Raw genomic sequence first — 21,663 nt, 5'->3', positions numbered from 1 at the left:
TTAACTTTTTTATTAGGGTAGTTGAACTGAAAGGATGCCACGTAAGGCATTGCAAAAAATAATTTCATCAGCAGATAAAACATCTTCACGCTTGATAGGCATTTCAATGGCATTCATGTTTTTTAATAGTAAGGAGCGCATCACGCCCGGCAAGCAACCTGAATCAAGAGGGGGTGTTTGCCATTGACCATTTTTTTTAATGAATAAATTAGAGCGCCCACCTTCGGTGACATACCCCAGTTCATTCACAAATAAAGCATCAAATGAGCCTACTTGTTCAGCTCGTTTCCAGGCTTCATCGTAAATCGCTCTTTGAGTGACTTTGTGTTTAAACCAAGGGTTTTTGGAGTCGCTGGTCACATCTTGATCAAATAAATCTTGAGCCCAAAGTAGCTTGATGTCAGAAGGTGGTGGGCTTGCAGGGTGAACTACTACCGATACATGACCTTGTGCATTTAAGTCTAATCGCATGCGTTGAACGGATTGAGCATCATCTAAATTCGCACAAGCATTAAATACTAATTCCATGGCATTCTTGCGATCAAATTGAATGCCAAGCGTCTTGGCTGATTGTTCCAATCGTTGAAGGTGATGCTCAAGGTGACAAGCTTGTCCGTGTTCTATCCGAATCGTTTCAAATAGCCCTGGGGTTGTTTGAAGTTGGTATAAGAAATTCGCTTTAGTCTGGCATTCATGCCATTCAGATTTTCCAACTGAATCAATTGTGATGCCCCCACCAACCCCCATTGTGAATTCTTGCTCTTGATTAATCTCCAGTGTGCGAATCACTACACTCATGCCAATATCACCTAAGCGAGCAGAGGGGGAGTCATGCCCAACAGATTCCTCGGCATTCATTACAGGATCAAACCAAGCGATAGATCCGCAATAAAGATTTCTAGGTCGATCTTCTAAGTCCTGGATGATCTCCATAGTTCTCTTTTTAGGAGCGCCTGTAATCGAGCCACATGGGAAGATGGCACCGAGTAACTCTTTTAAATTAAGTTGATCTTTGGCAATCGATTCAATGGTGGATGTCATTTGTAAAACATCGCCGTGCTGATCGACTTGAAACAGTTGGGGTACTTTGACAGAGCCCGGTTTCGAAATCTTGCCAAGATCATTTCGAAGCAAATCCACAATCATCAAATTCTCGGCGCGATTCTTAGGATCCATCTCTAAAGAGGATGGGCTTATTTCGCCAACTTTACCAGTGCCTTTCATTGGTTTTGTGACCAAGCGCTGTCCCTGTTTGCTTAAAAACCATTCTGGCGAGCAGGATAGAACCCAACCATCGGAGTGCTCGATGTAGGCTCCGAAAGGACCGGGCTGTTTATTTCTTAAAGATTGATACAAAGATAGTGGAGCACCATCTATGACGCCATCGATTCGGTACGTCAAGTTAACCTGGTAGGTGTCGCCATTTTTAATGAGCTCTTGAACGGCATCAATTTTCTCCGTAAACCCAACTTCTGTGATGCTGGGTATTAAAGCTTCATGAATAGGGGTTGCTTGTCGATCTTGATTGGAAACTGTACTTTCTGAATGTTGCTTAAGCCAGGCATCCGCCTGGTCTTTGCTGAGTTTTTTAACGCTATCAAATACCCAGGCTCTGACCCAAGGCGTTGTGGATGCACGTGGCGTGATGCCGACAAGATGTTCACCGAGCTCATAACTCAAGCAACTCACAACATATTTTTTATTTGCAATAGAAGTTTCAATCGCAAGTAAAGCAGCATCTAAATCAATTGAGGTACGCGCTTCGATATAGTGAGTTGGATTCTGGTAAAGGCGACTACTCGGGTTAGTAGGCGCACTATGAGCATCATCTAAAAGAATGCTGCAAGATGAATGCTCATGACTCAACATAGTTATTTTGTAATCAACGTGGCACTATGGATGATGATCGGTTGAACAGGCACATCTGAAAATGGCCCTTTTCTGGTGGTCACAGTTTTCTTAATCTTATCGATTGTGTCAGTACCTTTAACGACCATGCCGAAAACAGCATAGCCATGACCATCGGGTCTTGGGTAATCTAAATTCTTATTATTGGTGACGTTAACAAAGAATTGGGCTGTTGCTGAATTAGGGTCACTGGTTCTAGCCATCGCAATGGAATAGTTCACGTTGCTCAAGCCATTATTAGATTCGAGTGGAATTGGAGCGTTGGTCGGCTTTTGATCCATGTCTTTTGTAAAGCCACCGCCTTGAACCATAAAGTTATTGATCACGCGATGAAAAACGGTGTTGTTATAAAAACCACTTTTTACATAGCCTAAAAAATTCTCAACTGTTTTCGGTGATTTTTCAGGGTTTAATTCAACGGTGAAGTCGCCGGCGGTTGTTTTAAATTCAACCATGGGTCCTGCCCAAACGAAGCTTGAATAGGCAAAAAGGAGTGCGCCAAGTAGTTTTTTCATAAGAGTAACCATTAAATAAGAACTAAGAAGGCTCTCAGTATGCCAAAGAACCCCGGAAAACAAAAAACCCCTTGATAAACAAGAGGTTTTTGCAGGTATTTGGTTGCGGGGATAGGATTTGAACCTATGACCTTCGGGTTATGAGCCCGACGAGCTGCCAGACTGCTCCACCCCGCGTCTGAGATTGAAACTATATCAGGTTAAACCCTAAATAGCAAGGTGAACCCCTGAATGACAGTAGAAGCAGGCTGGTGCTTGTTCTTTATCTTCCATTGGGGCATGGTTTGTTTATAAAATTATGAAATCAAACAAAAATAGCCATAAATGTTTATATTGCATTGCAATAAGCAAGGCATATAATTAAATGACAGCAATTAAGGGAGTACCTGTTGAGTATTAGCGACCCAATTTATTCGCAATCGTCATTGTTAAAGCCTGTGGATCTGCACGGCAATGAACATGGCAAGAAAGGCAGCACGGCTGCTTTGGTTCTAGCCGCTATTGGTGTTGTATTTGGCGATATTGGTACTAGCCCACTTTATGCTCTTAAAGAGTGTTTTAGTCCCGAGCATGGAATTCCATTTAGCGAAGCAGCAGTTTTCGGCATCATCTCCATGATGTTTTGGGCCATTCTCCTCGTAGTAACAGTTAAATACATCGTATTTGTAATGCGCGCTGATAACAAAGGTGAGGGTGGCGTCCTTTCTTTGATGGCTTTGGCTCTTCGATCTCTTCAGAGTGGTACCAAATCCTATTTGATTGTGATGATGCTTGGGATGTTTGGTGCGTGCATGCTTTATGGTGAGTCTGTCATTACCCCTGCGATTTCAGTTTTATCAGCAGTAGAAGGTTTGGAAATTGCAACGCCTGAAATGAAGCGCTTTGTGATTCCTATTACCGTCACTATTTTGGTAGCCTTATTTGTTATTCAAAAATTTGGTACTGCAGCTGTTGGTAAGTTATTTGGCCCCATTACCTTGCTTTGGTTCATCTCACTCGCTGGATTAGGCGTTCTTAATGTCTTTAAGAACCCTGAGATCTTCGCGGCAATCAACCCCATGTTTGCGGTCAACTTTATTTCAGAGCACACCTTGATGGCTTACATTGTGATGGGCTCTGTGGTGTTGGTTGTAACTGGTGTCGAGGCTCTTTATTTAGATATGGGACATTTTGGCAAGAGTCCTGTGAGAATGGCCTGGTTGTTTTGTGTGCTGCCTAGTTTGCTCATGAACTACTTTGGTCAGGGTGCTTTGCTACTAGCTGATCCTGAGGCAATTAAAAACCCCTTTTATTTAATGGTTCCTGATTGGGCTTTGTGGCCAATGGTGGGATTAGCCACAGCAGCAACTGTGATTGCATCACAAGCTGTTATCTCAGGCGCTTTTTCATTAGCTAATCAAGCGATTCTGTTAGGCTTCTTGCCAAGAATGGGTATTAAACACACCTCAGATAATGAGCGCGGTCAGATTTATATTCCAGTTGTTAATTGGTCTTTATTAGTCATGGTTATTTTTACCGTGATTGAGTTTAGAGAGTCTGGTAATTTGGCTGCAGCCTACGGCATCTCAGTCACAACAACGATGTTGATCACAACTATCTTGTTAAGTATTGTGATGAGAAAAGAATGGCATCTCAATCCTGTATTGATTGTCAGTTTGTTTATTGGTTTTTTAGCCGTTGATCTTGCTTTCTGGACAGCAAACCTGATCAAAGTAAAAGATGGTGGTTGGTACCCATTGATGCTCGGTCTATTGATTTTTGTGTGTTTGATGACATGGTACAAAGGCAGAAAACTGTTAAGAGAACGCATTTTAAAAGAGTCAATCCCTTTGGAGCCCTTTGTTAAGAGTCTATTGGCACATCCCCCGCATCGTGTGGAAGGAACCGCGATCTTCTTAACAGCTCATATTGACTATGTGCCTGTTGCCATGTTGCACAACCTGAAACACAATCGCGTGTTGCATCAACGCGTTTTCTTCTTGAAGCTCAGTACATGGGATGTACCTTATGTGAACGATGATGAGCGCTTGACTCTCAAAGACATGGGCGGTGATGTTTACTTGGTTCGTTCTGTCCATGGTTTTAAAGAAACCCCGGATATCAATAAAGTTCTAGCTCTGATTCAATCCAAGTACCAACTTGAGTTCGATCTAATGGAAACTTCCTTCTTCTTGGCAAGAGATACCGTAGTGCCTTCTAAACTTCCAGGCATGGCTTTATGGCGAGAGCGTTTGTTTGCGTGGATGTTCCAAAATGCCGCCAAGCCTTCCGACTTCTTCCAGATCCCAACCAATAGAGTGGTGGAGCTGGGCGCTAAGATTGAAATATAGAGGGTAAATAACTTAACAACGTAACGGATTGAGCTGTTTGTTCTTGAATAGCTTATCCTAGAGCCTATGAACTTAATTCGTTATGTCACCCTTTCTATCAGTTTGGCAATTTTGCCAACTTTTGTATATGCTGGCCCCGCTGAGCAGGCTGAGCTAAGTGATATTTCCAGTCGCCAAGAGCAGTTGAACTTAAAGAGAGATTGGGCGAAGTATCGATTAGAGAAAAGTCAGCATGACTGTTACAGTCAATTTTTCACCAGCCGTTGTCTAGAAAAAGCTCGCTTGGCACATCGTGAAGAAATAAAAGAAATTCGTGCGCAAGAAATACCAATGCATGAGCGGGAGCGAGTACTCAAATCCATCATCAAAGATGAGCGTGAAGCAGAACGAGCTGCTAGCCAGGCTGATCCTGCTAAAGCCGAAAAGCGCGCTGAGAATGTGAAAGACTTTGAACAGAAAAAAATCGATCAAGATCAGCGTCAAAAAGATCTTGAAAAGCGACGAGCTGAATCAGAAGCAAGAGCTAAAGAAAATAAGAAGTCAGGGCCTTTCTAATGGCCAAAATCAAATCAGTCTACGTCTGCCAATCTTGTGGCGGCATGTCTGCCAAATGGCAGGGTCAATGCCCCAACTGTGATGCTTGGAACTCGATGGAAGAATCGGTTGAAGATAAACCCTCAACCAGTCGCTTTCAGAGTTTGGCAAAAGCTGCACCGAAGCAACGATTGGCGGTTATTGAAGCAGAGGATTTACCGCGCTTAAGTACCGGTATTGATGAATTTGATCGGGTGCTAGGTGGGGGTTTAGTTACTGGTGGTGTTGCTTTAATAGGTGGTGATCCTGGTATTGGTAAATCAACTCTATTGCTTCAAGCTTTAGCAGTGATGAGTGCTCGTGGCGATTCTGTTCTATATGTCAGTGGTGAAGAATCTGGTTCGCAAATTGCTCTGCGTGCAAAACGTTTGGGTGTTCAAGCGCCAGACCTGGAAGTCTTAGCAGAAATTCAGCTTGAAAAATTATTGGTGACGATCGAATCATCTCGACCCACCGTGGTGGTGATTGACTCCATTCAAACCATTTATTCAGAAGCCTTGAGCTCAGCCCCTGGATCAGTGGCGCAAGTAAAAGAGTGTGCTGCCCAATTAACACGCCTTGCGAAGTCCACGGGTGTTTGCATGATCATGGTGGGACATGTGACCAAGGAAGGCAATTTGGCTGGTCCTCGCGTTCTAGAGCACATCGTCGATACAGTGCTTTACTTTGAGGGGGACACTCACTCATCCTTCCGATTGGTGAGAGCATTTAAGAACCGTTTTGGTGCGGTGAACGAGCTTGGTGTTTTTGCTATGACGGATAAGGGGCTCAAGGGGGTTTCCAACCCATCCGCTTTATTCTTATCGCAACACGATCAAACGGTTCCAGGCTCTTGTGTTTTAGTGACTCAAGAGGGAAGTCGTCCTTTATTGGTTGAAATTCAAGCATTGGTTGATGCGGCGCATGTTCCCAACCCCAGACGCTTGGCTTTAGGTTTAGAGCAGCATCGTTTAGCTATGTTGCTAGCAGTTTTGCATCGTCATGCTGGGGTTGCTTGTTTTGATCAGGATGTCTTTTTGAATGCTGTTGGCGGTGTCAAAATCAGTGAACCTGCTGCTGACTTAGCGATTCTTTTGGCGATTCAGTCCTCGATGAAAAACAAAGCGCTGCCAAAAACATTAATTGTTTTCGGTGAGGTCGGGCTTGCTGGTGAAATTAGACCTTGTCCAAGAGGTCAAGAGCGTCTTAAGGAAGCTGCCAAGCTAGGCTTTACGATAGCGATTGTGCCCAAAGCGAATGCGCCTAAAGCCAAAATACCAGGCATGGAAATCATTGCAGTGGATCGCATTGATCAAGCCATTCAAGCCGCTAGAAATCTAGATTAAAGATCTTCTGCTTGAATCAAGAGAACTTGATCATCTCCAGCAGATACTTCCAACCAGTTAATCGCTAGCTCGGGGAAGGCCGCTTCGAAATTTTTGGCTTCATTGCCAATCTCCAAAACCAAGGCCCCTTCAGGGCGCAAATAATCTTTGGCGTTTTGAAGAATTTTTTTAATCAAATCCATACCGTCTGCGCCACCCGCTAGAGACATCTCTGGTTCAGCATGGTATTCAGGGGGTAGATTTGTCATCGTTTGTGCATTGACGTAAGGCGGGTTGCAAATGATTAGATCAAATTTACTATCGTCATCCGTGCCCGGTAGGGCCTCAAACAGATCACCTTGGAAGACTTCAATTTGATCTGTGAGGTTGTGGCGATCCAAATTTTTAGCTGCGAGTGATAGAGCTTGCATACTGAGGTCGGAAGCGCTGACTTGGACATCGGGACAAGATAAAGCCATCAAGATAGCCAAGGATCCATTACCCGTGCATAAGTCAAGTACTCGTGCGCTGGGTGGTAACCAAGGTTCTAGGTGACCATCCACAATTAATTCAGCAATAAATGAGCGGGGCACGATGCTGCGCTCATCCGAATAAAAAGGAACGCCCATCAACCAAGCTTCACCCAAGATATAAGCCAGTGGCTGGCGGGTCTTGATTCGCTCATCAGCCCATTGTTGCGCCTGCTGTTGAATATCTGGTGTGATAGGCGTATGAAGAGACTCTAAGGTGTCTTCAGGTGGGTAGCCCAGTGCTGTAGAGATGATCCAGAGAGCCTCGCTCTCTGCATTGATGGCTCCGTGCCCGTAACTTAAACCGGCTTGATCAAGTTGCGAGCTGAGTTGTTTCCAAAAGTCTTCAAGCGTTAATTCAGAAGGCGTCATAGCAAATTTATGAAAAGTGCTATTTAAGCGATTAGCTTTTCAAGAACACCTTTGTAGATATTCTTTAAAGGTTCAATATCTGCCAGTTCAATGCGCTCATTAATTTGATGAATCGTGGCATTACGTGGGCCAAACTCGATGACTTGAGGGCAGATCTTGGCAATAAATCGTGCATCACTGGTGCCGCCGGTAGTCGATAGCTCTGCTTTCATCTTAGTGACTTCAAGGATGGATGCTTGCATGGCAGCAGAAAGGTTACCAGGAGCAGTCAAAAATGGTTCGCCACTCAAGTTCCACTCAATGGTGTACTTTAATCCGTGACTTTTCAGAATAGCTTCTAATTTTTCTTTGAGCTTGTCGGCTGTATTTTCAGTGGAGAAGCGGAAATTAAAATCAATAATCACTTCGCCAGGGATAACGTTGGTGGCACCGGTGCCGCTATGGATATTCGAAACCTGCCAACTTGTTGGCGGGAAATAGTCGTTGCCATGATCCCAAACAACTTCAGCCAGTTCAGCTAAAGCTGGTGCCATCAAATGAATGGGGTTTTTAGCGAGGTGAGGGTACGCAATGTGCCCCTGCAAACCAATAACCTTTAGCTTGCCAGATAGCGAGCCGCGGCGACCATTCTTAATCGTGTCACCTAAAGTATCTACTGAAGTAGGTTCGCCGACGATGCAGTAATCCAGCTTCTCGCCACGCTTTTTGAGTTCGTTACAAACAACTACCGTACCATCATGAGCAGGACCTTCTTCATCACTGGTGATGAGAAAAGCAATCGAGCCTTGGTGTTCTGGATGACTTGCTACAAACTCCTCAGAGGCAACCACGAATGCGGCCAAAGAAGTTTTCATGTCCGCTGCACCGCGACCATGCAAGAAACCATCTTTTTGTGTGGGTTCAAAAGGATTGGATGACCATTGATCCAAAGGTCCTGTTGGTACGACATCTGTGTGACCAGCAAAGCTCAGCAATGAGCCTGTTTTACCAGCGCTACCGCGCTTCACTGCCCATAGGTTCGTTACTCTGAAGTGATCTGGACCGCTGACGATCGTTTCACATTCAAAGCCCAGCTTCTTTAAGCGAGATGCAATCAAATCTTGGCAACCGCCATCTGCAGGCGTGACCGAATTTTGTGCAATCAATGATTCTGTTAAAGCAAGGGTAGCGTTTGTATTCACAAGGGTTTCACAAATAATCGTTTAAAAATGAGCCTTTAAAAAAGGCTCAATCCATGCCGTTAGATTTTTAATCGCGTAACAAATCGTTGATAGCAGTTTTAGCTCTTGTTTGAGCATCTACTTTTTTCACAATGATGGCGGCGTAAAGGCTGTATTTGCCGCATGCCGAAGGAAGTGATCCTGGAACCACCACGGAGCCAGCTGGTACACGGCCGTAATGAACCTCACCTGTTTCACGATCGTAAATCTTAGTGCTTTGACCAATGTATACACCCATTGATAAAACAGCATTTTCTTCAATCACGACACCTTCAACTACTTCAGAACGGGCACCAATAAAGCAGTTATCTTCAATAATTACAGGGCCAGCTTGAACAGGCTCTAAAACACCACCAATACCAACGCCGCCAGATAAGTGAACATTCTTACCAATTTGAGCGCATGAGCCAACTGTAGCCCAGGTATCTACCATAGAGCCTTCGTCGACATAAGCACCAATATTCACGTAAGAGGGCATTAAAACCACGTTTTTGCCAATAAATGAGCCACGACGAGCTGTTGCAGGTGGAACAACGCGGAATCCACCTTTAGCAAAGTCAGCGGCAGTGTAGTCGGCAAACTTAGTAGGAACCTTATCGTAGAACTGAGGGAAGCCACCTTGGCCATTAGCTGACATCACCTGGTTATCTTCTAGACGGAAAGAAATGAGAACGGCTTTCTTAACCCATTGATTTACATGCCATTTTCCAACAGACTCGCGCTCTGCAACGCGGATTGAGCCATCATTTAATCCAGCTAAAACAGTGGCAACTGCCTCGCGAACCTCAGCTGGGGCTGCAGATGGAGATAGGTTGGCACGATCTTCCCAAGCCTGGTCAATAACGTTCTGTAGTGTTGCCATAAATCTTTTTTCCTTTAAAAATAACAACTATTAAGCTTAGATTATATCGGTGAGGACAGAGAAGTGCTCCATATCACTCTGCCCTTGGTATCATCATGAGATTCCATTAAAAGAAGTTAGCCGTGCGACTCAAATCAATCAAACTTTCGGGCTTTAAATCCTTTGTAGACCCTACTCATTTCGAGCTTCCGGGCCAATTAATTGGCGTTGTAGGCCCTAACGGGTGTGGTAAATCCAACATTATTGACGCCGTCCGCTGGGTTTTAGGTGAATCTAGAGCCAGTGAATTGCGTGGCGAATCCATGCAGGACGTCATTTTTAACGGTTCCGGTCAAAGAAAACCTGCCGGGCGCTCCAGTGTTGAACTGATTTTTGACAACACGGATGGTCGTGCATCAGGTCAGTGGAGTACCTTTGCTGAGCTTTCAGTCAAACGTACCTTAACCCGTGATGGTGCCTCAAGTTATTACATCAATAACCAATCGGTCCGTCGTAAAGATATTCATGACATGTTCATGGGTACCGGTTTAGGCCCTCGTGCCTATGCGATTATTGGTCAAGGCATGATTTCTAGAATCATTGAAGCCAAACCAGAAGAATTGCGTATCTTCTTAGAAGAAGCAGCGGGTGTTTCGAAATACAAAGAGCGCCGTAAAGAAACCGAATCTCGTCTTGAAGACACGCGTGAAAATTTAACGCGAGTGGAAGATATCTTAAGAGAGTTAAACCAAAACCTAACCAAGTTAGAAGGTCAGGCAGAAGTTGCAGAAAAATATAAGCAACTGAATACTCAAATGACTGAACAGCAACAGTTGTTGTGGTTGGTGAGACAAACAGAAGCGGGTAAAGAGCAAGAGCGTCATGCGAATGCGATTCGTGATGCACAAGTTCAATTGGAAGAACAAACAGCTAAATTACGTCATGCAGAGGCTGAGTTAGAAGAGCTACGTTCTTCTCATTACGCTTCACAAGATTTAGTATCTACTGCTCAAGGCGAGTTGTACGAGGTTAATGCGGAAGTTGGTAAGCTTGAAAATGAGATTCGTTATGTTCAAGAATCGCGTGCTCGTTTGCAGCAACAAATATCGGATCTGCAAGCTCAGTTATCACGTTGGTCTTCTCAAGAAGTAGCGGCTGCTGATGCGCTCCGACAAACAACTATTGATCTTGATGCTGCTAGAGAAAACGAAGAGCGCTATTTAGAGGCATTACACAGTGTTCAAGAAAAAATTCCAGCACATGAGGTAACTTATCTTGAAGCTCAAAAAGCCCTTGATGTTGCAAGGCAAGCTGTTTCTTCAACGGATCAACGTTTAGCCAGCCTCGCAGAACGAGTTTTAGCAGCGGGTCGTCAGCTTGACCAATTACATCAAAGACAAGAGCGATTAAAGGCGGATTTGGCAAGTTTGGTTCAGCCAGATGTGGAGGCTTTGAGTTTGGCAACCGATCGCCAAAGCATGGCTCAACGTAAGGCCGATGAAGCTCAACAAATTTCTGAGGAAGCTCAGGCAAAAGTTCCAGAGACGGATGCTGCTAGAGCAAGTGCTCAGCAAACATTGCAAGAATCTTCTGCGGCGCTTAGCCAAACTCAAGCCAAACTTAGTGCGCTACAAGCTCTGCAAGAGAAAGTGCAATCTCAAACGAAAGTTGGTCCTTGGTTAGAGCAGAAAGGTTTGAATAAGAAGCAACGTCTATGGCAAGACATCCATGTAGAAAAGGGCTGGGAAACTGCTCTAGAGTCTGTTCTACGTGAGCGTGTGACTGCGTTGCAAGCAACAGATTTAGGTGAGGCGATTCGTTTGGCTCAAGATGCCCCGCCTTCACGTTTGGCGTTTTACTCAGGTCAGTCGGTCAGTAATACGGATGCGGCAACATCGGGTCTAACTAGTTTAATGAGCCGGGTTCAAATAAAAGATCAAGCGATTAAAACGGTTGTTCAAGAGTGGTTGGGACATGTGTATATTGCTGATCACTTGGATGATGCGATGCGTCGCAGAGACCAATTGCCTCAAGGTGGTGTTCTGGTTGTCAAAGAAGGTCACATTGTTAGTCGTGTGAGTTTGCAGTTGTATGCCGAAGATTCTGAGCAGGCAGGTTTGCTTGCCCGTGGTCAAGAGATTGAGAATCTAGATCTTCAGCTCAAAGCGCAACAGTTGATCTTAGATGAAGCACAGAGTGCAGCATCGCAGACACAATATGCTTACCAGCAAGCTCAGCAGTTGGCTCAAGAAGCAAGGCAAACAGCCGAGCAGGCAGTTCGTGAAGCACATAATTTAGAAGTCGAACGTTTGCAGTTAGCTCAAGCTGATGAAAAGTACAGAACGCGTGCTGATCAAATCACCCATGAGTTACAAGAGTTAACGCAGCAAGCTGAAGAGATTCAAACGGTTCGTGATGAAGGTCAGGGTCAGTTGGATCAAGCTCAAGATGAAAAAGGTGTTCATGGCGATAGCCTGGCGAATGCCCAAGATACCTATCAAGCTGCCCAGCATGCTTTAGAGCAGGCTCGTGAAGCACTTCGATTGGCAGAGCGTGAGGCTAGTGAAGCTTCCTATAACACTAGAACATTGGCTCAACGCATCACTGATTTAACTCGTGATCAACAATCAGCTCAGCAACAAGTTTCGGATATTCAGGTGAGCTTGGGTAATTCTCAAGAAGAGTTGCACACCTTATCTGATGAAGTGGCTCAAGAGTCATTGCAAGGTTTATTGATTCAGAGAAGTGCGAAAGAAGCAGGTCTTGCAAATGCCAGAACGGATATGGATGCTATTTCGCATCGCTTGCGTGAAGGTGATGAGCTTCGTTTAACGTTGGAGCGCAGTTTGCAACCTTTGCGTGACAAGGCAATGGAGCTTCAACTCAAAGAACAAGCGGCTCGCTTGAACGTTGAGCAGTTCGCTACGATGTTGATGGATGCAGAAGCTAATGTGGAAGAGCTTAAAGCTCGTTTAACACCTGACATGAAAGTCAGTGGCTTGCAGTCCGAGGTGAATAAGCTCAATTCTGAAATTCAGAGTTTGGGCCCGGTCAATATGGCTGCATTGGAAGAGTTAGCTAGCGCGCAAGAACGTAAAACATTCTTGGATGCTCAGTCTGCTGACTTGAATGAAGCGATCAATACCTTAACAGCTGCGATTGCGCAGATTGATGGTGAAACAAGAGAGTTGTTGCAAGGTACCTTTGATCAGGTGAATGAGCACTTTGCCAAGTTGTTCCCAGATTTATTTGGTGGTGGTAATGCCAAGTTGATGATGACTGGTGAAGAGATCCTCGATTCAGGCGTTCAAGTGATGGCTCAGCCACCCGGCAAGAAGAACTCAACTATTCACTTGTTGTCCGGTGGTGAAAAAGCGTTAACGGCGATTGCATTGGTGTTCTCTTTATTCCAATTAAATCCAGCCCCATTCTGTTTGCTCGATGAGGTTGACGCACCTTTGGATGACGCTAACACAGGCCGTTATGCCGACATGGTGGCTCGTATGTCCAAAAATACGCAGTTTGTATTCATTTCTCATAACAAGATCACCATGGAAATCGCCCATCAACTCATCGGTGTGACCATGCAGGAGCAGGGTGTCTCAAGGATTGTTGCGGTTGACTTAGAGGCTGCTGCTAACTTGGTGGAGGCTGCTTAATGTCTGGATTTGCTGAATTTGCTGCTTCGATTGGTTTGTCAGAGCTTCAGCTTTCTCTTGGACTGATTGGGTTTTCTCTCCTTCTTGTTTTAATGATTTATAACGCTTTGCGTATTCGTAAAGCGGAAGTTGAAGAGCTAGATCAAGCTAATGAGCCATCTCATTATTCAGACGCATCGCCAGATTCTCAGCAATCAGGTTCAGATTTAAGGTCTGAGCCAACTCTCAGCAATATGGCTGCTTCAACTCCTGTGATCATGCCTCCAGTTGAAAAGATTGATTCTCTGATTGACTGCATTTTTGCTTTACGTTTTTCGCAGGCGATCAGCGGTCAAGAAATTCTTGCTGCGCTGGAGTCTTGGCCTACAAATTCTCAACATATTTGGTTATGTGAAGGATTGGTTTCTCAAGCTCCTGGTGCGGAGCCGATTTGGCAAGCCCCTGAAGCTGAAGGTAGTTACCTTGAACTGCAAGTAGCTATTCAATTAGCGAATCGGTCTGGCCCTATTGGTGTTGTAGATCTTTCAGACTTTGCTTCAAGAGCTCAAGCTTTAGCGAACACGCTGGATGCTGAAATTGATTTACCTCCAATTAATGATGTCTTAGAAGGGGCTAAAGCCATTGATTCGTTTGCGGCGCAATGCGATATTCAATTGGGTATTACGATTCAGCCTAAAGTTGATCGTTGGACTTTGGGTGAAATTAGAAGTGTGGTTACTAAGGCCGGCTTTCAATTATCCCGTGACGGTCGTGAGTATCTTCGCATTATTAGCAATCTGACCAATTACAAACTGATTGCCGAGCAATCTAATTTTTTGCGTGATGATTTATCTAAATCTACTATTTCATCTGTCACTTTATTGCTAGATCTGCCTAAAGTTCCTCAAGAACTAGAGCCATTCAAAGCCATGCTCAATGATGCACATCTTTTAGCTGAGTCATTGAACGGTCATTTGGTTGATGATGCAGGACGTCCTTTGGTTGAAGATGCTGTTGTAGCAATCCAGGCACAACTGGATCAAATTTATCAATCCATGTCTCAACATGGCATTGCGGCAGGTAGCTTGGCTGCAAGCAGACTTTTTTCTTAAAGGTTTCAAGGCATGACTGATTCGGCCCGATACGCTTGGCTGAAGGACGAGTTAGCAAGGCTTGATCATGCTTACTATGTCTTGGATGACCCCATTCTTCCGGATATTGAATACGATCAGTTCTACCGCGAGTTAATTGCAATTGAGCAATCTCATCCGGATTGGGTCACTCTTGATTCACCATCGCAACGGGTCAGCGGACAAGCCAATAATTTATTCACAGAGGTCAAGCATGTGGTTCCTATGCTGTCTCTTAATAATGCTTTGGAAAATGATGAAGCTATCGCTTTTGACCGTCGTTGTCGCGAGGGTTTGGAGCTTCCTGAAATCAACTATGCTGCTGAGCTCAAATTTGATGGTTTAGCCATTTCTCTGAGATATGAGAACGGTATTCTGATGCAAGCGGCCACCAGAGGTGATGGGTTTAGCGGTGAAGACGTCACAGCTAATATTCGAACGATTAAGGCGATTCCTCTTAAATTAAAGGGATCTCACTTTCCGGAAGTGATGGATGTGCGTGGCGAGGTGTTCATGAGTCATAAGGACTTTAATGCCCTTAACCAACAAGCAATCGATAAATCAGAAAAAACTTTTGCTAACCCCAGAAATGCCGCAGCTGGAAGCTTGCGTCAGTTGGACCCCAAAGTAACAGCGCAGAGAACCTTATCCTTTTATGCTTACGGTATTGGTCAATGCGAACCTCCACAACAAATGCCGCAAAGTCATTCTCAGTTATTGGACGCCTATCAGCAATGGGGTTTACCGGTCTGTGAGCACCGGGCTGTTGTAAAAGGAATCGATGGTCTGATTTCTTTTTATGAGAAGGTCGGGCAGTTACGTGACCAATTGCCTTATGACATTGATGGCGTTGTTTACAAAGTCAATTCCCGTGAGCAACAAGAGGATTTGGGCTTTGTTTCAAGAGCACCGCGTTTTGCCGTGGCTCACAAGTTCCCGGCACAAGAGGCTTTAACGACCGTTTTAGGTATTGATGTACAGGTTGGTAGAACGGGTGCTATTACCCCTGTTGCAAGATTGGCACCTGTAGTTGTCGGGGGTGTCACCGTCACCAATGCCACTCTTCACAATGAAGATGAAGTGAGAAGAAAAGATATCCATATCGGTGATACGGTTGTCGTGAGACGAGCTGGGGATGTGATCCCTGAAGTAGTCTCTGCCATATTGGAAAAACGCCCAGTTGCTGCGGCTAGCTTCATCATGCCAACCGAGTGCCCAGTTTGTGGTTCTCATATTGAAAAACTTGAAGGTGAAGCTATCGCACGTTGCTCTGGTGGCTTGTTCTGTCCAGCTCAGCGTAAGCAAGCATTGCTCCATTTTGCCCAGCGTCGTGCCATGGATATTGAAGGCTTGGGTGAAAAAATCGTTGATCAATTGGTGGATCTTCAAATTGTCAGAACGCCAGCTGATCTTTATCAGCTTGGTTTAATGGCATTAGCCAATTTAGAGCGTATGGGTGAAAAGTCTGCTGAAAACTTATTGGTAGCTATCCAAAAATCCAGAAGCAATACCTTGGCGCGTTTTATTTTTGCCTTGGGTATCCGCCATGTTGGCGAGAGCACTGCTAAAGATTTAGCGAAATACTTTGGCAGCATTGAAGCGCTGATGGATGCCAAAGAAGAAGACTTACTTCAAGTTAACGACGTCGGACCAGTAGTTGCCAAGTCACTCATAGGCTTTTTACAAGAGTCTCACAATCGTGAAGTGATTGAACAGTTGCTTGCTGCTGGTCTTCAGTTAGAAGTTGAGCAATCACAGATCAATCCTGCCTTAGTTGGTAAAACTTTTGTTCTGACGGGTACCTTGCCAACCATGTCACGAGATCAAGCCAAGGTGCTACTCGAAAATGCCGGCGCCAAAGTTGCCGGTTCTGTATCCGCTAAGACATCTTATGTGGTTGCTGGAGAAGAGGCGGGTTCTAAGCTGGAGAAAGCCCAACAGTTAGGTGTGCCTGTGATTGATGAAGCGGAACTACTAAAACTACTAAACTCTTCATCAAATTAAATCGCTAGAGCGTCTAGCAATTCTGTTTCTAGTTTGATTTGCAGCTTAGGATCGCTATTCAAATGATGAGCTGTTAACAAGAACACGTCTTCGATTCGCTCACCCAATGTATTCACTCGAGCTGTATGTAAAGAGATCTGGTGCTCAGCGAGTATCTTAGCTACCGTATAAAGTAAACCGGCTCTATCGCTTGCTGAAATCGACAATACAAAGTGTTGACCACGCTCATCGGGTCTTAAGCTCACTCGAGGTTGAATTGGGAAACTGCGAGACTGACGAGATAGGCGACCTTGGTTGGGTGTTGGTAGAGGGTTATGTGTTTTTAATAACTCTGTTAAACCGTGTTCAACTAATTGAATGATGTCACGGTAGTGACCACCTTCACGCAATAAGTTCGTGCCCGATATTTGGAATGTATCCAATGCATAGCCATGTTGCGTTGTATGAACTCGAGCATCAAGAATAGAAAAACCTTGCTGATCAAAGTAAGAGCAAATCTTGGCAAATAAATCTGCTTCATCTTTGATATAAACAGCTACCTGTAAACCTTCTCCAATAGGAGAGAGTCTTGCTCTGACAATGGGGTCTTCCGAATGGGTGCGACTGTATAGATGTTTGGTCAGCCATGCAATATCACTTGGCTCATGTCTTAAAAAGAAAGAAATATCCAATTGTTGCCAGAGCTTCTCATGGGCATCGGTTTGAAGTCCAAATAAACGTAATAGCTTCTTAGCTTCATCCTGATGTTGCTCTAATTCCGAGCTCAGGTCATGTTCACCACCGCCAATCACTCTGAGGGTGAGCTTATAAAGATCCTCTAAGAGTTTGCCTTTCCAAGCATTCCAAACCTTTGGGCTGGTTCCTCTAACATCGGCAACAGTGAGAAGGTATAAAGCTGTTAGGCGTTGATCTGTTTTAACGCGTTTAGCAAATGCTTTGATGACATCAGGGTCACCAATATCTTGCTTTTGAGCAACCTGACTCATGGTGAGATGTTCACTAACTAACCAGACGAGTAACTCGGTCTCTTCTTTATCTAAACCATGGCTCTTCGCAAAAAGTCGGGCATCTCGTTTGCCGAGTTCGGAGTGATCGCCACCACGACCTTTCGCAATATCATGAAAAAGGGCAGCAAGAATCAATAACCAAGGCTTATCAAAGTTAGCCGCAAGTTGACTGCAATACGGGAACTCGTGGGTATGCTCTACGATCAAAAATCTTCGAACGTTGCGAAGTACCATCAGAATGTGCTGATCCACGGTGTAAACGTGAAACAGATCATGTTGCATCTGACCCACAATTTTTCTGAATGCCGGTAAGTAACGACCTAGTACGCTGGTTTGGTTCATTAGGCGAAATGCCTGAGTCACACCCTCTGGTTGTTTGACGATCTCGATAAAGCAGGCTTTATTTTGAGGGTCATTACGCCACTGAGCATTCATCAAATTTCTGGCGTTATAAAGACCGCGCAAAATCTGCGCTGAAAAACCTTTAACGCCAGGTGTTTTTGTATACAGTAAAAACGCTCTTAGGATTTGATCGGGATGCTTTTCAAATAGAAGTGGATCCACAATATCCAATACATCTTGTTTCTCAACAAAGTGCTCTGAGACAGGTCGTGTTCCTCTGGATTCTTTTGGGAAAAGAATCGCCTCAATGTTTTGCAGCAAAATTTCATTAAGCTGGGTAACAGCCTTTGCGGCCCAGTAATACCTGCGCATGATCTTTTCGCTGGCGCGGTGTCCGCTGTCAGGCTCAAGTCCAAAGGACTCAGCAAGCTGTGTTTGCAAATCAAAGACCAAAACGTCTTGGCGTCTTTTTGCGATCAAATGCAATTGGGTTCTTAGTGTTTGTAAAAACTTCAGATTACGATTGATCTCAAGAGATTCACGCTTGGTTAGCAATCCTTTTTTGTGAAGATCAGAAAAGCTATTACCCAGCTTGGCGGCTTTGGTCATCCAGAGAATCACTTGCAGATCTCTCAGGCCTCCAGGGCTTTCTTTGCAGTTCGGCTCTAAAGAATAGGGTGTGTCGTTATATTTGTGATGTCTTTGGCGGAGCTCTAATAACTTGGCTTGATAAAACGCTTTTGAATCCATCGCAGCATCAAACTGAACTAAGAAATCGCGATAGACTTTTTTATCGCCACCAATCCAGCGTGACTCCAGCATCGATGTCCGGACTGTAATATCTCCAGCAGCCTCATGAAGGCATTCATCGATATTTCTGACGGAGGAGCCAATCTCAATGCCTAGGTCCCAGCAGCGCGTGATGAACGCTTCAATCTTTGGATTAATCAGGGCAAGATCTGCCTCGCTCAGTTTGTTTGAGAGCAGGACTAGGATATCTACGTCGGAGTAGGGGAAGAGTTCCCCTCGACCAAAGCCGCCAACGCCAACGAGTGCCGCTTGATTGCTTAAACCACTTTCATTCCAAGCGATTAAAAGTTGTTGATCCGTTAAATCACAGCTGACTTTTGTGAGTTTGTTGACGTTTAAGTCGCTCTTGAATTGGGTGAATAAGGCCTCCCTTTGCATCTTGAGTTGAGCAAGGGTATTCATGAGCAACCTTAAGGTCTAAATTTCAAACCAGCGACGCAGTCAGGTGGTGGTGGGCTACCTGCTGAATAAGTTAAAACCTCAACTCCTGTGGCTGTAACCAAGCATGTGTGCTCCCATTGCGCTGACAAGCTACGATCCTTTGTTTTGACTGTCCATTGATCAGGCATGGTTCTGATGTCTCTTTTACCCGCATTGATCATGGGTTCAATCGTGAAAGTCATGCCTTCATAGATCTTTTGACCCATACCAGGCTTACCGTAATGAACTATTTGTGGATCATCATGGAATACTTGACCGATTCCGTGACCGCAATACTCTCTAACGACCGAGTAACCGGCATTTTCAGCGTGTGTTTGAATCGCGTAGCCAATATCACCCAACGTGCAGCCCGGTTTGACCTGAGCAATACCTAGCCACATAGCTTCGTACGTGATTTGAGCTAAGCGTTTGGACAAAATAGACGGCTCACCGACCAAGAACATGCGGCTGGTATCGCCAAAATAGCCCGCTGGCGTAATCACAGTGATATCTAAGTTAACGCTATCACCGTCTTTTAGGATGCGATCCCCAGGGATGCCATGGCAGATCACGTCATTCACGGAGGTACAAATTGCTTTTGGGAATGGCGGATAGCCGGGCGGTTGGTAATTAAGAGGGGCGGGAATCGTATTTTGAACATTCACCATGTAGTCGTGGCAAATACGGTCAATTTCACCCGTGGTGACCCCGGCTTTTACAAAAGGGGTCACGTGGTCAATGACTTCGCTGGCTAAACGGCCAGCTTCACGCATACCGGCGATGAATTCTTCAGTGCTTGGTTTTTTGGTTTCGGTCAACATGATGTGATTATCCAGCATAAATCCAATGTTTTCATGGCTCTGTTACTAATTTTGAGGTACAATTTGGGCACTGGTTCAGATAGTCTGGATCAGAATAGCGAGCCAAGCCGTCCAGGGTGGCACTTTTTAGTGCAGTCAGGACTTGGTTCTAGACCTAACCCTCAGGAGTTTATATGTCAGTAACGATGCGTCAAATGATCGAAGCCGGTTGCCACTTTGGCCACCAAACACGCTTCTGGTCCCCAAAGATGGCCCCTTATATTTTCGGCCAGCGTAACAAAATCCATATTATTAACCTCGAAAAAACGCTACCAATGTATTTGGAAGCGCAAAAAGTTGTTCGTCAAATCGCGGCTAACCGCGGAACAATCCTTTTCGTAGGTACAAAACGCCAGTCTAAAGAGATCATTGCTGAAGAAGCGACTCGTGCTGGTATGCCTTACGTTGATGCTCGCTGGTTGGGCGGTACATTGACTAACTTCAAAACAGTTAAAGGTTCTATTAAGCGTTTGAAAGACATGACAGCTGCTCGTGAAAACGGCGACTGGGAGCGTTTATCAAAGAAAGAAGCTTTGACAACTAGCCGTGATATCGAAAAACTCGAGAAGTCACTTGGCGGTATTCAAGATATGGCTGGTTCTCCTGATGCGATTTTTATCGTTGACGTGGGCTACCACAAGATTGCTATCACTGAAGCTAAGAAATTAGGTATTCCAGTGATCGCTGTGGTTGATACGAATCACTCTCCAGAAGGTGTTGATTACGTTATTCCAGGTAACGACGACTCAAGCAAAGCTGTTGCACTATACGTTCGCGGCATGGCAGATGCCATCCTTGAAGGTAAAGCAAATGCGGTTCAGCAAGTTTTAGAAGCTGTTAAGGGTGATGCTGAAGAGTTCGTTGAAGAAGGAAAGGGCGAGTAATGGCTGCAGTAACTGCTGGAATGGTTGGCGAATTACGCGCCAAAACAGATGCTCCAATGATGGAGTGCAAAAAAGCTTTGACTGAAGCTGATGGCGATATGGCCAAAGCTGAAGAAATTCTGCGTGTTAAGTTGGGAAGTAAGGCTGGTAAAGCCGCTTCTCGTGTAACAGCAGAAGGCGTGATCACTGCATTTATCAACGGCACAACAGGTGCTTTGCTTGAAGTGAACTGCGAAACAGACTTTGTCTCAAAGAATGATGACTTCTTAGCGCTAAGCAATGCTTGCGCCAAGTTGGTCGCAGAGAGCAATCCTGCTGACGTGACTGCTTTGTCTGCTTTGCCATACGCTGGTAAGACAGTTGAAGAAGTTCGCGCTGAGTTGATCGGTCGAATTGGTGAAAACATGTCTTTGCGTCGTTTCACTCGCTTTGCTGGTGATAGCAAATTAGTTTCATATTTGCACGGCACGCGTATTGGTGTGATGGTTGAATACGCCGGTGACGAAACTGCTGCTAAAGACGTTGCAATGCACATTGCTGCGATGAAGCCAGTTGCTTTATCTGCTGCGGATGTACCTGCAGACAAAATTGCAACTGAAAAGAGTGTGGCTGAGCTAAAGGCTGCAGAGTCTGGCAAGCCTGCTGAGATCGTTGCAAAAATGGTTGAAGGTTCTATCCAGAAGTACTTGAAAGAAGTGTCTTTGTTGAATCAAACTTTCGTTAAAAACGACAAGCAGACTGTAGAGCAAATGTTGAAAGAGAAAAACACAACAATTAAGAGCTTTACGATGTATGTGGTTGGTGAAGGTATTGAAAAGCGTCAAGACGACTTTGCAGCTGAGGTTGCTGCACAAGTAGCTGCTGCAAAAGCCACGGCCTAAGTAGTACGAGTAGTTCCACAAGGGCACGGGGTTTTAACCTTCGTGCCCTTTATACTTTTAGAACTTGAGATTC

The 21,663-nt window shown here is 44.8% G+C and carries 15 protein-coding genes and 1 tRNA gene; 8 read left to right on the top strand and 8 right to left on the bottom strand.

Annotation, left to right across the window (positions count from 1 at the left end):
- Positions 1-12 precede the first annotated feature (12 nt).
- The 3 genes from ICN28_RS01325 to ICN28_RS01315 all read right to left on the bottom strand — a co-directional run bounded on the left by ICN28_RS01325 (position 13) and on the right by ICN28_RS01315 (position 2,600).
- On the bottom strand, positions 13-1,869 hold the full coding sequence (locus ICN28_RS01325; RefSeq protein ID WP_216285650.1) for a bifunctional chorismate-binding protein/class IV aminotransferase: 1,857 nt from the start codon (positions 1,867-1,869) through the stop codon (positions 13-15).
- 2 nt (positions 1,870-1,871) lie between these two features.
- On the bottom strand, positions 1,872-2,423 hold the full coding sequence (locus tag ICN28_RS01320; RefSeq protein ID WP_216285648.1) for a peptidylprolyl isomerase: 552 nt from the start codon (positions 2,421-2,423) through the stop codon (positions 1,872-1,874).
- A 100-nt stretch (positions 2,424-2,523) separates the two neighbouring features.
- Positions 2,524-2,600: transfer RNA gene (locus ICN28_RS01315), tRNA-Met, on the bottom strand.
- A 260-nt stretch (positions 2,601-2,860) separates the two neighbouring features.
- Here ICN28_RS01315 and ICN28_RS01310 point away from each other — a divergent pair.
- From ICN28_RS01310 to radA, 3 genes are all read left to right on the top strand, one after another.
- Complete coding sequence (locus ICN28_RS01310; RefSeq protein WP_370626451.1) at positions 2,861-4,753, top strand: potassium transporter Kup; 1,893 nt, start codon at positions 2,861-2,863, stop codon at positions 4,751-4,753.
- A 66-nt stretch (positions 4,754-4,819) separates the two neighbouring features.
- Positions 4,820-5,308 (top strand): hypothetical protein, encoded by a 489-nt coding sequence (locus ICN28_RS01305; RefSeq protein WP_216285644.1) that lies wholly within the window; start codon positions 4,820-4,822, stop codon positions 5,306-5,308.
- Positions 5,308-6,672, top strand: a complete 1,365-nt coding sequence (gene radA / locus ICN28_RS01300) for a DNA repair protein RadA (protein WP_216285641.1) — start codon at positions 5,308-5,310, stop codon at positions 6,670-6,672. Before ICN28_RS01305 ends, radA begins: the two co-directional genes overlap by 1 nt.
- On the opposite strand, the gene prmB is transcribed toward radA, so the two are convergent.
- From prmB to dapD, 3 genes are all read right to left on the bottom strand, one after another.
- Positions 6,669-7,553 carry a 50S ribosomal protein L3 N(5)-glutamine methyltransferase gene (gene prmB / locus ICN28_RS01295; protein WP_216285639.1) on the bottom strand — a complete coding sequence of 295 codons (885 nt, stop codon included), beginning with the start codon at positions 7,551-7,553 and terminating at the stop codon, positions 6,669-6,671. The two genes, radA and prmB, sit on opposite strands and share 4 nt — an antisense overlap.
- Positions 7,554-7,576: 23 nt before the next feature.
- Positions 7,577-8,734, bottom strand: coding sequence for a succinyl-diaminopimelate desuccinylase (gene dapE / locus ICN28_RS01290; protein WP_216285638.1), 1,158 nt, complete (start codon positions 8,732-8,734; stop codon positions 7,577-7,579).
- Positions 8,735-8,801: 67 nt separating this feature from the next.
- On the bottom strand, positions 8,802-9,635 hold the full coding sequence (gene dapD, locus ICN28_RS01285) for a 2,3,4,5-tetrahydropyridine-2,6-dicarboxylate N-succinyltransferase (RefSeq protein ID WP_216285637.1): 834 nt from the start codon (positions 9,633-9,635) through the stop codon (positions 8,802-8,804).
- Positions 9,636-9,757: 122 nt separating this feature from the next.
- On the opposite strand from dapD, the gene smc reads away from it, so the two are divergent.
- Genes smc through ligA form a run of 3 tightly spaced genes read left to right on the top strand, consistent with a single transcriptional unit; the run spans position 9,758 to position 16,386 of the window.
- A complete protein-coding gene (smc, locus tag ICN28_RS01280; RefSeq protein ID WP_216285636.1) occupies positions 9,758-13,273 on the top strand; it encodes a chromosome segregation protein SMC in 3,516 nt (1,171 codons plus the stop codon).
- Positions 13,273-14,364 (top strand): cell division protein ZipA C-terminal FtsZ-binding domain-containing protein, encoded by a 1,092-nt coding sequence (locus ICN28_RS01275; protein ID WP_216285635.1) that lies wholly within the window; start codon positions 13,273-13,275, stop codon positions 14,362-14,364. The genes smc and ICN28_RS01275 overlap by 1 nt, the downstream gene beginning before the upstream one ends.
- Before the next feature lie 12 nt (positions 14,365-14,376).
- The gene (gene ligA / locus ICN28_RS01270) at positions 14,377-16,386 is read left to right on the top strand and encodes an NAD-dependent DNA ligase LigA (RefSeq protein ID WP_216285634.1); all 2,010 of its coding nucleotides are present in this window, start codon (positions 14,377-14,379) and stop codon (positions 16,384-16,386) included.
- Here the strand turns inward: ligA and ICN28_RS01265 are convergent.
- Both ICN28_RS01265 and map read right to left on the bottom strand, forming a co-directional pair.
- The gene (locus tag ICN28_RS01265) at positions 16,383-18,947 is read right to left on the bottom strand and encodes a [protein-PII] uridylyltransferase (protein ID WP_216285633.1); all 2,565 of its coding nucleotides are present in this window, start codon (positions 18,945-18,947) and stop codon (positions 16,383-16,385) included. The genes ligA and ICN28_RS01265 overlap by 4 nt on opposite strands.
- 8 nt (positions 18,948-18,955) lie before the next feature.
- The gene (gene map / locus ICN28_RS01260) at positions 18,956-19,786 is read right to left on the bottom strand and encodes a type I methionyl aminopeptidase (protein WP_216285630.1); all 831 of its coding nucleotides are present in this window, start codon (positions 19,784-19,786) and stop codon (positions 18,956-18,958) included.
- 173 nt (positions 19,787-19,959) lie between these two features.
- Here map and rpsB point away from each other — a divergent pair, with 173 nt between their 5' ends.
- Together rpsB and tsf are read left to right on the top strand one after the other, a co-directional pair.
- Positions 19,960-20,709 carry a 30S ribosomal protein S2 gene (gene rpsB / locus ICN28_RS01255; RefSeq protein ID WP_216285628.1) on the top strand — a complete coding sequence of 250 codons (750 nt, stop codon included), beginning with the start codon at positions 19,960-19,962 and terminating at the stop codon, positions 20,707-20,709.
- The gene (tsf, locus tag ICN28_RS01250) at positions 20,709-21,590 is read left to right on the top strand and encodes a translation elongation factor Ts (RefSeq protein ID WP_216285626.1); all 882 of its coding nucleotides are present in this window, start codon (positions 20,709-20,711) and stop codon (positions 21,588-21,590) included. The genes rpsB and tsf overlap by 1 nt, the downstream gene beginning before the upstream one ends.
- Positions 21,591-21,663 lie beyond the last annotated feature (73 nt).

The organism is Polynucleobacter sp. 30F-ANTBAC, assembly GCF_018882385.1.
Classification (GTDB): Bacteria; Pseudomonadota; Gammaproteobacteria; order Burkholderiales; family Burkholderiaceae; genus Polynucleobacter.
Note: the sequence above shows the minus strand (reverse complement) of the source record. Positions and strands in the feature narration are given on the sequence as shown.